Genomic DNA, 14,914 nt, shown 5'->3' with positions numbered 1-14,914 from the left:
CACTTAAAACAAACAGCTATGAAATTTAAAAACTTAATTTATGTATGTGCCTTTTCAGTTATATTCTACACCTGTTCTAGTAGCAGCGGTGACGATTTAGACGATCAACAAGGCCCTCCACCAGATAAGATTACTTACAGCGGTAACACTAAATCTATTATAGATAACAATTGTACCCAATGCCATGGCAGCACACCTACGCAAGGTGCACCGTTTTCTTTAACCACTTTTGACAATGTAAAAAACAGAATTGACCGAATAATTGTTCGAGTTAATAGTGCTTCTAATCCAATGCCACCAACCGGACAAATAAATGCTAGTTTAAGAACTCAAATTGAACAATGGAAAGCTGATGGTTTATTAGAAAATTAAACTTGGCAGCGTATGTGTACTTACTAATAAAAACAATAAAATGAAAAAGATACTATACCTCTGTATATTATTATGTTTAAATACATACTCCCAAACCAAATACATTACAAAAACGGGTACTGTTAATTTTGAAGCATCTGTTCCTTCTTTTGAAGAGGTAAAGGCATCTAATAATTCAGTTACTGCCATTATAAATGCAGAAAATGGAGAATTTGCTGCTTTAGTTTTTGTAAAAGGCTTCCGATTTAAAAATGCTCTTATGGAAGAACATTTTAATGAAAATTATGCAGAGTCTGACACGTATCCAAAGGCAATATTTAAAGGGAAAATAGAAAATTTTGATGTTTCTAAATTGAATAAAAACACATCCTATAAAATTAGTGGTGCACTAACTTTCCATGGAAACACAAAGCAACTTAAAGGTGTTTTAATTCATATAACCAAAGAAGGAGACCTAATTAATTTTACTGGAAATTTTAAGGCCTTAGCGTCAGACTATGACATAAAAATCCCAAAAATAGTGAGTAGTAAAATTGCAGAAGAGATTGAAGTTAGTTTTGACTTTAGTATGAAAAAGAAATAGCCGCATGTAGCGGCTATTTTTATATATAATTTAATCTTTTTATTTCTTTACAAACTTAAAGATTAAATCACTTGTATCTGTTTTTAATTTTAAAAAGTAAAATCCACTTGGAAGATTTGAAACATCAACACCTCCAATAGTATTTGCTGTTTTTTTGGAATTTAGTTTCTTTCCTGTGATATCTAAAATCTCTAACCTTTTAATTTCAGAATTATTTTTTGATGAAATATTTAAAAAATCTTGAACTGGATTAGGATAAATTCTAATTTCAGAATCATTGCTAATATCATTTACTCCTAAAGTTGCAGTCACTAAAACACCATAATCATCTGCACGTTGCACTAGTCCATTACCGCACATAACAGGAGATACACCATAGTTTGTCATTAGTCGCATTCTTAATAACACGTCTTTCACAGCATTAGCTGGAGCAGTTATGCTAACAGATTGAGTTGTAATATCATTTTCAGGAATATCATCTGTCAATATTCTCTCGTTATCTCCACTAGTATTAAATACTTCAAAAGTCCCGCTGTTATCCCAATCAATCCATACCTCTAAGTATTGTCTTGCACCAGATCTAGACTCATATGTAACATCTAAATCATATGCTACTCCAGCAGCCAAAGTTGTTTTATCAGAACATACAAAATCCAGCATAGCTCCATTAGGAATAAAAGCACTAGTGGCATTATCTATAGTATTAAAAGAAACATTTCTAACACCACAACTAAAATTATTATTTTGATTAGTACTAGAAATTAAACAAGCTGGTGTTGTTGTTCCATCAGTTACAACAATACTCTCGGTATCAGTACAACCATTGGCAGCAGTTACTGTAACTGTATAAGTTCCTGTAGAAGTTATAGATGCTCCTGCACTATTGCCCAATCCATTATCCCAACTATAACTAACACCTCCAGAAGCCGTGACACTTATAGAAGTTATATCGCAAGTTAGAGCTGTAGCTCCTGTATTATTTGTTATTACTGCTGTGGGTAGAGGTTTGTTTTCTGTAATTACTATACTCTCAGTATCTGAACACCCATTAGAATCTGTAACAGTTACAGTATAAGTTCCAGGTTCGGTTACTGAAATTGTAGGTGTTATGCCCATATTGTTATTCCAACTATAACTTACGCCTCCTGTTGCGGTTAAACTTATTGAAGGTGCCATACAAGTTAATATACTTGTCCCACTATTATTTGTAATAACTGCAGTTGGGTTAGTACACGCCGCTTTAACAGTTACACCATAATCATCTGCACGTTGAATAAAACCATTTCCACATAGGCTTGGAGCTTGATTTAAATCAGTAATAACACGCATTCTTAATAACGTATTTATTGTAGCCGATGCTGGGGGTGTTATACTTATTGTAGGCGAACCTGTACCAGATGAAATATTATCAATCAAAACTCTTTCGTTAACACTATTACTGTTAGATGTTTGAAATGTTCCACTATTATCCCAATCTATCCATACTTCTAAATTTACAGTCCCAGTATTTACTGTAGAAGTTTTATAATTAACATTTAAATCATATGAGTTCCCTTTGTTAATACTCGTATTACTAGAACATGTAAAGTCATTCATAGCACCAGTTGGTATAAATGTACTAGTAGCATTATTTAAGGTATTAAATGAAACATTAGTAACCCCAACACCAAATTGACCATTATCATTAGTACTAGATAAAGAACATGCAGATACCACTCCAGAGCTAGTATTTATACTTCCAACTTTTGTTAAGCTAACAGTTCCTTGTGGATTTGTTACCGCAAGAGTTACATCATATGTACCTGAATTATTAAAGATAATCGTTGGGTTTTGATCTGTAGATGAATAAGGCGTATCAACACCATTATCTATTGTCCATAAAAAAGTTACATTATCATAGCCACTATTAGTATATGAATTTGGAGTACAGGCTGATGCATCTGTAAATGTTACAGACTCACCTATACATACGTTAGTTTTATCAGAAGTAAAAAATACAGTAGCAGTTGCCGTTGGTGTTAATGCTGGACTTGATAAAAAGAAGCCCTAGCTCCGTTTAGCGTAGCTGTTACTAAAGATCTTTGCCCTCCAGTAAACTCAGTTGTACATCCAGAATAATCCATATAGTTATGCATATGATCCTGATGTGTTCCAGTATTTCTGACAAAATTAGTATCTGGATTTATGATTTGATTAAAACTTGGGTCGCATGTATTTGCATCACTATTACTACAATCAAAATAAATTGAAGGGGTAAATGAAGAAGTTCTAATATGGCTTGGAGTATCTAAAATACCATCATCACCACATACATTATTATCTGGATCATCGCCATTAAAAGTATGAAGTAAATTAAAAGCATGTCCCATTTCATGAGCCCAAACTGAAGAAGATTCATTTAAGAAACTACATGTTAGAACAACTGAACCGTCATAAAGTTCCCCATGTGCACTAGCAAAATAAGCATAACCTGCAGTAAAAAAACCTCCACTTGAACAGTTTTTATTATCTATTTCGTCAACAAGCCATACATTATAATACTTTGTAGTATCCCAAATACTATATTCTTTAAGTGAATTTATTCCACCACTAGGTGAATAATCTGGAATTCCTGAAGTTTCACTTCTATTTACTCCATTACTTACGTAAGCAGGTACACCACTCATATCTACACGATCTATTCCATTGGTACAATTACCATTTTCATCTTGAACTGCCAAAACAAATTCAATTTTCATGTCAACACCTTGACCATCTCCTTCTGAACCTGCAACTTTTCTCCAATAGTTATTTAAATAACGAAGTCCTCGCTTTACATCATCATCTGAAATATTTGTTCCGGATCCTACAGCTTCACCTTTGTGCATTACATGGATTACAATTGGTACTTGTAAAATACCATTTATCAATGTTTTGTTTTGAGAACTAACCTTTTGAATAGTTCTCATTGCTTGAATATGCCTTTCCTTATATACAGGGTCAGCTAATCATTCTTTGCTCATGGAAAAAGTCTGTTCCACAAAAATCAGGGTTTACTAACTTGTTGCTTTTTTCAGATTTTATAGGTTGCAAAGTTTGCGCATTTATATTGAAGTTTGAAAAAACAATAAAAAAAATCAGTATTAAAAAGTAGTTTTTTGCTTTCATTTGATTGGGTGGTTATTAAAATTTAAAAGGCTAATATATAACTAAATTTTGTTGATTTATCTATAAAATGCTAAAAAATCAGTTAAAATGCATATCGAAAGATTGATTAGTTGAAAGTAATTAAACTATTCATCACAATTAAAAACTAAAAAAAGCCGCATAAAGCGGCTTTTTTTCAAAATATGTTTACAAGGTATTATTTACTCAAATACATCTTACGTCTAGAATACAAATCATAAAATGCATCATCTTTTAACCCATCAATGAATAAGATACTTTCTCCTGTACTTTTCATTTCAGGCCCTAATTTCTTATTCACATTATGAAATTTATTAAAAGAGAAAACGGGTTGTTTGATGGCATAACCATTTAATTTTGGCTTGAAATCAAAATCTTTAATCTTCTTCTCTCCTAACATCACTTTTGTTGCATAATTTACATAAGGTTCTCCGTAGGCTTTTGCAATAAACGGTACAGTTCTAGAGGCTCTTGGATTAGCTTCAATAATGTAAACTGTATCATCTTTAATAGCAAATTGAATATTTATTAAACCTACAGTATTAAGTGCTAGTGCAATTTTATTGGTATGCTCTATGATTTGTTGCATCACTAAATCTCCCAAGTTAAATGGCGGTAGTAATGAGTTACTGTCTCCTGAGTGTACACCACAAGGTTCAATATGCTCCATGATGCCTATAATGTAAACATTTTCTCCATCACAAATCGCATCGGCTTCAGCTTCTATAGCACCATCTAAATAATGATCTAATAATAATTGATTGCCTGGCATCCTACTCAATAAATCAACTACATGCTTTTCTAATTCTTCTTTATTGATAACGATTTTCATGCCTTGACCACCTAAAACGTAAGACGGACGTACTAAAATCGGGAAGTCTAATCTGTCAGCAATTTCCGAGGCCTCATCAGCTGTAGTTGCAATATCAAATTCAGGATAAGGAATATTATTCTCTTTTAATAACCTTGAAAAATGCCCTCTATCTTCAGCTAAATCTAAAGACTCAAAACTAGTTCCTAAAATCTTAATCCCATATTTAGTTAGTTTTTCTGCAAGTTTCAAGGCCGTTTGTCCACCTAGTTGCACAATAACACCTTCTGGTTTTTCATGTTTAATGATATCATATATATGTTCCCAAAAAACAGGCTCAAAGTATAATTTATCGGCTGTATCAAAATCTGTTGAAACCGTTTCAGGATTACAGTTAATCATAATGGTTTCGTAACCACATTCAGCGGCAGCCAAAACCCCGTGAACACAACAATAATCAAACTCAATACCTTGACCAATTCTATTTGGTCCAGAACCTAAAACAATTACTTTTTTCTTATCAGAAACTATACTTTCATTATCTGGATAACGCTTACCATCGGTAGTTTCCATATCACTTTCAAACGTTGAATAATAATATGGTGTTTTAGCTTCAAATTCCGCAGCACAGGTATCTACTAGTTTGTAAACCCTATTAATACCTAACTCTTCACGCTTAGAATATACTTGACTTTCTAAACAACCCAACATATGTGCTATTTGTCGGTCTCCATAACCTTTTTGCTTAGCTTCAAGTAATAATTCTTTATCAATGGTATCAATTGTAAAAGTTGAAATTTCCTGTCTCAAGAAATGTAACTCTTCGTATTGCTTTAAAAACCACATATCTATTTTTGTGATTTCATGAATTCTACTCAACGGAATTCCCATAGCAATTGCATCATAAATAATAAACACACGGTCCCATGAGGCATTTGTGAGTTTTTCTATAATTTGGTCATAGTTTTTATTCTCTTTGGCATCTGCTCCTAAACCATTTCGCTTAATTTCAAGAGATTGTGTAGCTTTATGGAGTGCTTCTTGAAAAGAACGTCCAATTCCCATAACCTCTCCTACGGATTTCATTTGTAGGCCTAGTCTTCTGTCAGAACCTTCAAACTTATCAAAATTCCAACGTGGTATTTTTACAATTACGTAATCTAAAGTTGGCTCAAATAATGCTGAAGTAGATTTTGTAATTTGATTTTTTAATTCATCTAAATGATACCCCAACGCTAATTTAGCGGCAATTTTTGCAATAGGATAACCGGTTGCTTTACTTGCCAATGCGGAAGAACGCGACACACGAGGATTAATTTCAATGGCAATAATATCTTCATTTTCATCGGGAGAAACAGCAAACTGTACATTACATCCTCCTGCAAAATCGCCTATATTACGCATCATATGTATCGCCATATCACGCATTTTTTGATAGGTTTTGTCGCTTAGAGTCATTGCTGGCGCTACTGTAATAGAATCTCCTGTATGTATACCAATAGGGTCCATATTCTCGATAGAACATATAATAACTACGTTACCATTCGAGTCTCTAAGCAACTCTAACTCATACTCTTTCCAACCAATTAAAGCCTTATCAATCATTACCTCATGGATAGGAGAAATCTCTAAACCACGTGTTAATAACTCATCAAAATCTTCTTCTTTATATACAAATGAAGCTCCTGCTCCACCTAATGTAAATGACGCTCTAATAATTAAGGGAAATCCAAACTCCTGAGCTATTTCTTTACCTTTTAAGAATGAGTTCGCTGTAGCTTGAGGTGCCATTGACACACCAATTTTAAGCATTAACTCTCTAAACTGTTCTCTATCTTCAGTAATATTAATGGCATCAATGTTTACACCAATAATTTCCACATCAAAATCTTTCCAAATGCCTTTTTCATCAGCCTCAATACATAAATTTAGTGCAGTCTGCCCACCCATTGTTGGCAACACAGCATCAATTTGCGGATGTTCTTTTAATATTTGAATAATGGATTTTGTGTTCAATGGCAACAAGTAAACATGATCTGCCATAGAGGGGTCTGTCATGATAGTTGCAGGGTTAGAATTGATAAGAATTGTCTCTATTCCTTCTTCTCTAAGCGAACGTAAAGCTTGAGTTCCTGAATAATCAAATTCACATGCTTGCCCAATGATGATTGGACCTGAGCCAATAATTAGTATCGATTTTAGTTTTGGATTTTTCGGCATTTTTTACTGGTTATATATTGAGTTTCAATTTTTTACAAAAATAGCAATCAGTAGATATAAAAAAAGGCGTTACCGTTAAGTAACACCTTTTAATTATCAACAATTGTTAATCATTATTTCTTATGTCTAGTTTCAGATGATACAGACAATTTTTTTCTTCCTTTTGCTCTTCTACTAGCAAGTACTTTTCTACCATTGGCAGAAGCCATTCTTTCCCTGAAACCATGTTTGTTTCTTCTCTTTCTTTTTGATGGCTGAAACGTTCTTTTTGGCATTGTCTTATTTTTTTAAATCTGAATTGTATTTTTTCTGAAATTCTTGACCCTTAGTCAAAACTGGGGGCAAATATACAAAGCTTTTTTATTTCACAAACCTATTTTAATAATATTTTTTTGAGAAAATTTTAGTTTCTTTGCAATTCGAAATAAAAAGGGCAATTATTCTATATAAAACAACCCAAAATTACAATTTAAATTACAAAAATGTACAACAAAATTATTAAGCTAATTTTAGCCGCAGGAATTATAGCCTATGCTGTTTATCAATTTACTGAGGGTAATATAGGAAATGGAATTTCTCTTATTTTGTTATCTGGTATTTTTATATTTCTTTATTTTAAAAATGAATTTATACTGCTTTCTTTCTTAAGACTACGTAAGCAAGATTTTGCAGGAGCAAAAAATGGTTAGATAAAATCAAAAACCCTCAAGCTGCCCTGGTAAAAAAACAACAAGGGTATTATAACTACTTACATGGTATCATGGTAATGCAGGATAATATGAATGATGCCGAAAAGTATTTTAAAAATGCGGTATCATTGGGCTTATCTATGGATCATGATATGGCAATGGCAAAATTAAACCTTGCAGGGATTGCCTTTTCTAAACGTAGAAAGCAAGAGGCGCAAAAGTTATTATCTGAGGCTCAAAAATTAGATAAACATGGCATGCTGAACGAGCAAATTAAAATGATGAAGCAAAACATGAAACAGGCTGTTGGACCAAACCAACATTTTGGTGCAGGTGGTTCTGCCAGAGCTCAAAAAAGACGTGGGAGATAAAAATTACTATTTTGGGTTATTTTTACTATTTGGATTTTTAGGTTTTTACTTTTTTTAAAAACCTAAAGCGAAACTCCTTTTTATTTGAAGCTTAATTATAATACCCTTCTTTGGGAATTTCAATGAAATACTGTTTTCTAGACTTGTTATTCAAATGTGGTTCCCTTAACCAAGGATTATGCAGTTTTAAAATTTTGTAATTCACTCCAAATCTTTTGGCAAATTTTGTAAAATCAGTAACTGCAGTATCTACTTCAATTTTAAAAGTAGGCACATTTGTATATAAATCTTTTTCTCTAAAATTAAAGCCGTATTTATCAGGATGAGATAAAATTTCTTTTAATGCTATAATTCTAAAAAGATAGCGACCTGTTTCCTCTCCTAACAATAAATCGTAATAATTTGATACGTTTTGCTCTTTTAAACGCCTTGAAACCCCAGCGTTACCTGCATTATAAGCTGCAGCGGCTAGTGTCCATGAACCCAATTTAGCTTTAGCTTTTAGTAAATATTTACAAGCTACATTTGTGGCTTTTTCTAAATTATAACGCTCATCAACATTTTTATTTACTTCTAGCCCATTCTCTCTACCTGTAGTAGGCATAATTTGCCAAACACCTCTTGCGCCTGCTGGAGAAACTGCATTGGTTAATCCGCTTTCTATAACTGCTAAATATTTAAAATCGTCTGGCACACCGTGTTTTGCCAAAATTGGTTCTATAACTGGAAAGTACTTTTTAGCACGCTTAAACATCAACAGTCCATTAGATTGCCAATACGTATTCACTAAAAGTTCTCTATCCATACGTTCCATAATATCTGGGCTTTTAAGAGGCACCAGGTTCGCCTGCAAATGCCAAATCATCTGGAACTTGTAATGCATAAACATTATAATCGTTAATTAATTTCTTTTCAAAATTTTCATCAGTAGGTGCATCTTGTAGGGCATAGGTAAATAACAAACATAAACTTAGTAATCCCACTAGCGCCAATAATTTCTGTATTGTCTTCATCTTTAATAAGTTTGGTTTAAAGGTAAAATTTTTTTCTTAGTTTTCTAAAATTATATGTGGCAAATTCTCATTAAACCACTTGTATTTATAGATTATCATGGCATGTGTTCCATTTTTTACTGTAATACAGTTAGAAATATTTTTAATTGGAAAAACTGCATCTTTATCTCCGTGAATATGAATAATTTCCGAAATACACTTTTGCTGATTCCATTGCAACATCTGCTCTATTGCCCAATCTAAATACTTACTATCGCTAACCGATAAATACATTTTGTAGAGATTCAATCGCTTTTTAATTTTATTACTGTAAGCATATTTGGCAAATAAATCCACACTACTCGCCAATTGAGTTGGTAATAATTTATATACTTTAGTTGTTTTTGCAATATGCATTCGCTTTGGTAATTCTGAAACAGATTTCACACTAGAAACTATAATAAGTTTTTTTACACTTACATAATTGCACATTTCTTGAACGAGAACACCTCCAAAAGAAACTCCTAACAAAACAATATTTTCGTGCTCAATATTTTTAGCCATTCGTTGTGCGTACTCACTTAATGATTCGTTTTTCACAGGAACAAACCATTCTAACAAATGAATTTTAAATTGATTTCCAGGCAGTTTAATACGCTCAAAAATTAAAGGACTCGCAGCCATTCCAGGCATTAAATAAACATGTATTATCTCTTGACTCATAAGGTTTTAACCTTGGATTTACTTTAAAATATCGATTTTTATTCGTACTTTTGCACAAAGTTAGAGAAATAGTACTCACTATTATAGATTCCTTAGAAATAAAACAAAATTTACCATGGTTGAAGCTGCAGAATTAGTTGACAATGATTTTTTACGTCAATTTGAAATAAAAATTGATGGACAATTGGCAAAAATCGAATATTCTTTACAAGAACGAAAGATTTTCTTAACCAAGTTGATAATTCCTGAAGGTGTTGAAGACGAAGGCTTTAAAAAAGAATTCTTATCAGCTGTATTTGAAGAAATTGGAGGTCGTAACTTAAGTGTGATGCCAACATGCCCTTCTATAGCAAAATTTGTAAGAGGCAATAGAAAATATAAAAGAATGCTACCTGTTGGCGTAAGAATATAAGCAGCGTTATACGTTTGCACATAAATATTTTAAATCTGAAGTTAATCGCTTCAGATTTTTTTATTCACTAAACAGATCAATTTCTTTTTCTAATTTAGCAATATCTTTATTTAAATATCTAATACTAATTTTTGGTGGCAACGTTATATCTATAGCAACTTCACTAAAAACTAAATCACCAATAGAAAGTTTTCCTTGAAGGTTATTTACGGTTATTAAAGATGACAATATTATTTTTAATATTTTCTTGTCTTTATACTCTAACTTTATGCCTTCAATTTCTTTATCAGAAACCTCTTTGTAGCGATGTAAATGAAGTTGAACAGAAGGAGGAATTGAGATACCTACAATAAACCTATTAGTTCTATAACCAGCTTTTTCAATTATTGGAATTAGTTCTGCAATACTTTCTACAAAATTTACAGTTTTATCTTTTGTGAAGTTTCCAAAATCTGAAACCTTATCTAAACCCGACTTTAACTTATCAATAGCATCATCAAACGATGATTGAATAAAATTTTTATCGTTTTTAGTTGATAATTTTTTACTCATCAATTCTACTTAAAATATTAATAAACTCAAATCTAACAACTCCATCTTCATCAATCTTTGTGAGCTCTACTTGATGTAAAGTATTTACCAATTCTGGATTCCATGGTGTTTTTACTTTTACATAGTTTTCTGTGAAACCATGAATATAACCTTCCTTATTTTCGCTTTCAAATAAAACGGTTCGTGTTGAACCAATCTGGCTTTCATAAAACGCACGACGTTTTTTTACAGATAAACCTCGTAACATTTTACTGCGCTTGCTTCTTATGTTTTTTGGTACTACACCACCCATTTCTGCTGCTTCTGTATTGTCTCTTTCAGAATAAGTAAACACGTGTAAATATGAAATATCTAATTCAGTTAAAAAATTATACGTTTCTAGAAAATGGGCGTCAGTTTCTCCAGGGAAACCAACAATAACGTCTACACCAATGCAAGCATGTGGCATGACTTCTTTTATTTTTGAAACGCGATCTACATACAATTCTCTCATATAGCGTCGCTTCATTTTCTTAAGAATTTCGTTACTTCCAGACTGTAATGGAATATGAAAATGAGGTACAAAAGCTCTGGATTTTGACACTAAATCAATCGTTTCATTTTTTAATAAATTTGGCTCAATAGATGAGATTCTTAAACGCTCAATACCTTCAACTTTATCCAATTCGTTTACTAAATCCAAAAACGTATGTTCGTGTTTTTTATTACCAAACTCTCCTTTTCCGTAATCCCCAATATTAACTCCTGTTAAAACAATTTCTTTAATGTTTTGCTTAGAAATTTCTCGTGCATTTTCCAAAACATTAGACATGGTATCACTTCTAGAAATACCTCGCGCTAAAGGAATTGTGCAGTAAGTACACTTATAATCGCAACCATCTTGAACTTTTAAAAACGCTCGTGTTCTGTCTCCTATGGAATAACTTCCAACATAAAAATCAGCATCTTCTATTTCACAAGAATGTACTTCTCCAAAATCGTTTTTGGATAAATCGTTCAGGTAATCTGTAATTTTAAATTTTTCAGTCGCTCCCAAGACTAAATCCACACCATTTACATCAGCCAATTCCTGAGGTTTTAACTGTGCATAGCACCCAACCGCCGCAACAAAAGCATCTGGATTTAATTTTTGCGCTTGCTTTACAATGATTTTGAAACGTTTATCTGCATTTTCGGTTACCGAACAAGTGTTGATTACATAAATATCTGCTTTTTCAGAAAAGTTCACACGACTAAAACCTTCATCAGTAAAATTTCTGGCAATGGTAGAGGTCTCTGAAAAATTCAGTTTGCAACCTAAAGTATAAAATGCGACTTTTTTGTTCATTACAACGTTTCTATTTCCAACACGATGGAAAAACTCATTATATTTACCTAATCCTTTTAAAAGACTGCAAATTTACAACTAATAAGTTATATGATAAAACATGTTTCAAATCAAATAATTACTTATTTATCAATTAGTTGTATCGTTGTTTTTTTTATTTCCTGCAGAAAAGATTCTAATTCAAACAAGGAGCATCTTGTTTTTCGCTATAATGAACATGCCAATATAAACACTCTAGATCCTGCTTTTTCTAGAACTTTACAAGACAATTCGGTTTGCAACCAGTTATTTAATGGTTTGGTACAGCTCGATGATAAACTAAATATCTTACCATGTATTGCTAAAAATTGGACCATCTCTGAAGATGGACTCAAATACAAATTTTCCTTAAGAAATGACGTTTATTTCCATAAGCATGAATTATTTGGAAAAGATTCTACAAGAACCGTTAACGCTGGAGATTTCACTTATAGTTTAAACCGATTAAGAGATGAAAAAATCGCAGCTTCTGGAAGTTGGGTTTTAAATAAAGTTGACGATTTTAGAGCAATTAACGATACACTTTTTGAAATAACTTTAAAACAACCCTTCCCAGCTTTTATTGGTTTACTAACTATGAAATATTGTTCTGTGGTGCCTAAAGAAATTGTTGAACATTATGCTAACGAATTCCGCTCTCATCCTATTGGCACAGGACCTTTTAAATTTAAGCGATGGGAAGAAAATATAAAATTGGTTTTTAGACGCAATGAAAATTATTTTGAAAAAGATAAAAAAGGCAAACAATTACCTTATTTAGAAGCAATTGCATTAACCTTTTTGCCTGATAAGCAAAGTGAATTTTTGCAATTTGCACAAGGTAATATTGATTATTTACAATCATTAGATGCTTCATACAAAGATGAATTATTGACAGCCGATGGCAAGCTTAGGGATACCTACGCTACTTCAGTAGATATGACTACAGGCCCTTATTTAAACTCAGAATATTTAGGTTTTTATCTCGGTTCTGAAACTCCCGAAATAAAATCTAAACTCATCAGAAAAGCCATTAACTTTGGTTTTGATAGAAAAAAATGATAATGTATTTAAGAAATGGTATAGGAAATCCAGCAAATGGAGGTTTTATTCCTATTGGCCTTTCTGGATACAGCAAATCTATTGGTTTTACGTATCAACCAAAAAAAGCAAAACAACTTATAGAGCAATTTAAAAAAGAAAGCGGTATTGCTAATCCTGAAATAACATTAGTAACCTCTAGCAACTATTTGAGTTTTTGTGAATTTATTCAGCGAGAATTACAAAAATCAGGATTAAAAATTAATGTTGATGTCATGCCTGAGGCCACTTTAAGATCTTCTAGATCTAATGGAAAAGTAGATATGTTTAGAAGTTCTTTGGGTTGCCGATTATTTAGATGCTGAAAATTATTTATCCATCTTTTACAGTAAAAACTTTGCACCAGACGGCTCTAACTATTTTCATTTTAAAAACGATATAGTAGATAGCCTTTACAATAAAGCGTTTACCATTTCTGATATTGAAAAACGAAAACATTTATACACAACTATAGACTCTATAGCCATGGACAACGCGATTATGGTGCCTTTATTTTATGACGAAGTAGTAAGGTTTACAAGAAAAAACGTAAAAGGCTTAGGAATTAATCCGATAAATTTATTGGATTTGAGGTATGTGAAAAAGACTAAGAATTAAAGCTGTTATTTCTATTTAACAGTAAAATAATAAATATCATCATCTCCTTTTCCTTTAACTCGTTTGGACACAAAATACCCTGATTTTCCATTGGGTAGCATCACTAATGAGAAATCATCTTTAGTACTATTGAAAGGTTTTGGCAACTTTTCAGCTTTCGCAAAAGTACCATCTTCGTTCATTTTACTTTTATAAATATCATAACCCCCAAGACCTTTGGAGTTATTAGAAGAAAAATATAAAGTATTATCTTGACTCATTATAGGAAACATTTCACGACTATATGAGTTGACTCTACTTCCTAAATTTTTAATTTTTCCGAAGGTGTTATTCTCTAAAATATCAACTTTAAAAATATCTGAAGGGCCTTTAGTTGTATCTCTACCTCCTTTTACATCAGCAGTAAAAAACAATGTTTTTCCATCAGGGCTTAGAGATGGATGTGCATAAGAAAACCTAGGCTTACAAAATGATAACACCTTAAAATTTGTAAAACCTACACCATTTTTAAGTTCTCCAACCTCAATGTGAAAATTTGTCTTATCAAAATTCCCTTTAGGTTTATTTTTTGAGGTATATGTTGTAGTTATATATAGATGTTTACCATCTACACTTAAAACTGCGCTTGTAATATTTCCTAATTCAGCACTTGGGTCTATTTTAATTGGAGTAACATTAGTAATATCTCCATTTTCGCTAATATCGCCTTTGTAAACTGTTAATATACCCTCGCCACTAAAAGCAACTTTAACTTTGCCCTTTTTATTTAACAAATATGACGTAAAAAGAATTTGATTGCTTTGGGTAGGCATAATTCCAAAATGAGGAAATTCATTGTTGATATTTACATTTTTAATCTGATATTCTGAATCTTGAGAAAATCCAAAATGACAAAGTAATAAAAAAGATATATAGAGCACTAACTTATACATGTCGAGAGATTTGCATTACAAATATACAAATGTTTCACTCATATCAATA

11 protein-coding genes and 4 pseudogenes are annotated in these 14,914 nt (G+C 32.1%); 5 read left to right on the top strand and 10 right to left on the bottom strand.

The window, feature by feature from the left end; genetic code table 11:
• Positions 1 to 18: 18 nt before the first annotated feature.
• Complete coding sequence (locus AC0L5U_RS19465; protein ID WP_473418079.1) at positions 19 to 372, top strand: hypothetical protein; 354 nt, start codon at positions 19 to 21, stop codon at positions 370 to 372.
• Between the two features lie 40 nt (positions 373 to 412).
• Entirely contained in the window at positions 413 to 955 is a 543-nt protein-coding gene (locus tag AC0L5U_RS19460) for a YceI family protein (RefSeq protein ID WP_473418078.1), read from the top strand.
• A 39-nt stretch (positions 956 to 994) separates the two neighbouring features.
• On the opposite strand, the gene AC0L5U_RS19455 is transcribed toward AC0L5U_RS19460, so the two are convergent.
• The 5 genes and pseudogenes from AC0L5U_RS19455 to rpmH form a co-directional block, all read right to left on the bottom strand.
• The gene (locus tag AC0L5U_RS19455) at positions 995 to 2,671 is read right to left on the bottom strand and encodes a T9SS type A sorting domain-containing protein (protein WP_473418077.1); all 1,677 of its coding nucleotides are present in this window, start codon (positions 2,669 to 2,671) and stop codon (positions 995 to 997) included.
• Positions 2,672 to 2,713: 42 nt separating this feature from the next.
• Positions 2,714 to 2,920 (bottom strand): annotated as a pseudogene (locus AC0L5U_RS19450) (PKD domain-containing protein); the annotation flags it as partial.
• Positions 2,921 to 2,973: 53 nt separating this feature from the next.
• Complete coding sequence (locus AC0L5U_RS19445) at positions 2,974 to 3,903, bottom strand: M43 family zinc metalloprotease (protein WP_473418076.1); 930 nt, start codon at positions 3,901 to 3,903, stop codon at positions 2,974 to 2,976.
• Between the two features lie 395 nt (positions 3,904 to 4,298).
• On the bottom strand, positions 4,299 to 7,151 hold the full coding sequence (gene carB, locus AC0L5U_RS19440) for a carbamoyl-phosphate synthase large subunit (protein ID WP_473418075.1): 2,853 nt from the start codon (positions 7,149 to 7,151) through the stop codon (positions 4,299 to 4,301).
• Positions 7,152 to 7,264: 113 nt separating this feature from the next.
• Positions 7,265 to 7,426 (bottom strand): 50S ribosomal protein L34, encoded by a 162-nt coding sequence (rpmH, locus tag AC0L5U_RS19435; RefSeq protein WP_473418074.1) that lies wholly within the window; start codon positions 7,424 to 7,426, stop codon positions 7,265 to 7,267.
• A 207-nt stretch (positions 7,427 to 7,633) separates the two neighbouring features.
• Between rpmH and AC0L5U_RS19430 the strand changes: the two are divergent.
• A pseudogene (locus AC0L5U_RS19430) lies at positions 7,634 to 8,211 on the top strand (tetratricopeptide repeat protein).
• A gap of 91 nt (positions 8,212 to 8,302) precedes the next feature.
• On the opposite strand, the pseudogene AC0L5U_RS19425 reads toward AC0L5U_RS19430, so the two are convergent.
• Both AC0L5U_RS19425 and AC0L5U_RS19420 read right to left on the bottom strand, forming a co-directional pair.
• A pseudogene (locus AC0L5U_RS19425) lies at positions 8,303 to 9,224 on the bottom strand (lytic transglycosylase domain-containing protein).
• Between the two features lie 36 nt (positions 9,225 to 9,260).
• Positions 9,261 to 9,926, bottom strand: coding sequence for an alpha/beta hydrolase family protein (locus AC0L5U_RS19420; RefSeq protein WP_473418073.1), 666 nt, complete (start codon positions 9,924 to 9,926; stop codon positions 9,261 to 9,263).
• A gap of 115 nt (positions 9,927 to 10,041) precedes the next feature.
• On the opposite strand from AC0L5U_RS19420, the gene AC0L5U_RS19415 reads away from it, so the two are divergent.
• Positions 10,042 to 10,338, top strand: coding sequence for a GNAT family N-acetyltransferase (locus tag AC0L5U_RS19415; RefSeq protein ID WP_473418072.1), 297 nt, complete (start codon positions 10,042 to 10,044; stop codon positions 10,336 to 10,338).
• A 60-nt stretch (positions 10,339 to 10,398) separates the two neighbouring features.
• Here the strand turns inward: AC0L5U_RS19415 and AC0L5U_RS19410 are convergent, their stop codons facing one another.
• A complete protein-coding gene (locus AC0L5U_RS19410; protein ID WP_473418071.1) occupies positions 10,399 to 10,890 on the bottom strand; it encodes a hypothetical protein in 492 nt (163 codons plus the stop codon).
• A complete protein-coding gene (gene mtaB / locus AC0L5U_RS19405; protein ID WP_473418070.1) occupies positions 10,883 to 12,217 on the bottom strand; it encodes a tRNA (N(6)-L-threonylcarbamoyladenosine(37)-C(2))-methylthiotransferase MtaB in 1,335 nt (444 codons plus the stop codon). The genes AC0L5U_RS19410 and mtaB overlap by 8 nt, the downstream gene beginning before the upstream one ends.
• Positions 12,218 to 12,307: 90 nt before the next feature.
• Between mtaB and AC0L5U_RS19400 the strand changes: the two are divergent.
• Positions 12,308 to 13,933, top strand: a pseudogene (locus AC0L5U_RS19400) (ABC transporter substrate-binding protein).
• Positions 13,934 to 13,944: 11 nt separating this feature from the next.
• Here the strand turns inward: AC0L5U_RS19400 and AC0L5U_RS19395 are convergent.
• On the bottom strand, positions 13,945 to 14,865 hold the full coding sequence (locus tag AC0L5U_RS19395; RefSeq protein ID WP_473418069.1) for a TolB family protein: 921 nt from the start codon (positions 14,863 to 14,865) through the stop codon (positions 13,945 to 13,947).
• Between the last annotated feature and the right edge of the window lie 49 nt (positions 14,866 to 14,914).

Source organism: Jejuia sp. G7-7 (genome assembly GCF_055808955.1).
Note: the sequence above shows the minus strand (reverse complement) of the source record. Positions and strands in the feature narration are given on the sequence as shown.

Excerpts from the sequence above, each read along its gene's own strand:
- AC0L5U_RS19465 (WP_473418079.1), top strand. The coding sequence starts at position 19 with ATGAAATTTAAAAACTTAATTTATGTATGTGCCTTTTCAGTTATATTC.
- AC0L5U_RS19460 (WP_473418078.1), top strand. The coding sequence starts at position 413 with ATGAAAAAGATACTATACCTCTGTATATTATTATGTTTAAATACATAC.
- AC0L5U_RS19445 (WP_473418076.1), bottom strand. The coding sequence starts at position 3,903 with ATGAGAACTATTCAAAAGGTTAGTTCTCAAAACAAAACATTGATAAAT.
- carB (WP_473418075.1), bottom strand. The coding sequence starts at position 7,151 with ATGCCGAAAAATCCAAAACTAAAATCGATACTAATTATTGGCTCAGGT.
- rpmH (WP_473418074.1), bottom strand. The coding sequence starts at position 7,426 with ATGCCAAAAAGAACGTTTCAGCCATCAAAAAGAAAGAGAAGAAACAAA.
- AC0L5U_RS19420 (WP_473418073.1), bottom strand. The coding sequence starts at position 9,926 with ATGAGTCAAGAGATAATACATGTTTATTTAATGCCTGGAATGGCTGCG.
- AC0L5U_RS19415 (WP_473418072.1), top strand. The coding sequence starts at position 10,042 with ATGGTTGAAGCTGCAGAATTAGTTGACAATGATTTTTTACGTCAATTT.
- AC0L5U_RS19410 (WP_473418071.1), bottom strand. The coding sequence starts at position 10,890 with ATGAGTAAAAAATTATCAACTAAAAACGATAAAAATTTTATTCAATCA.
- mtaB (WP_473418070.1), bottom strand. The coding sequence starts at position 12,217 with ATGAACAAAAAAGTCGCATTTTATACTTTAGGTTGCAAACTGAATTTT.
- AC0L5U_RS19395 (WP_473418069.1), bottom strand. The coding sequence starts at position 14,865 with ATGTATAAGTTAGTGCTCTATATATCTTTTTTATTACTTTGTCATTTT.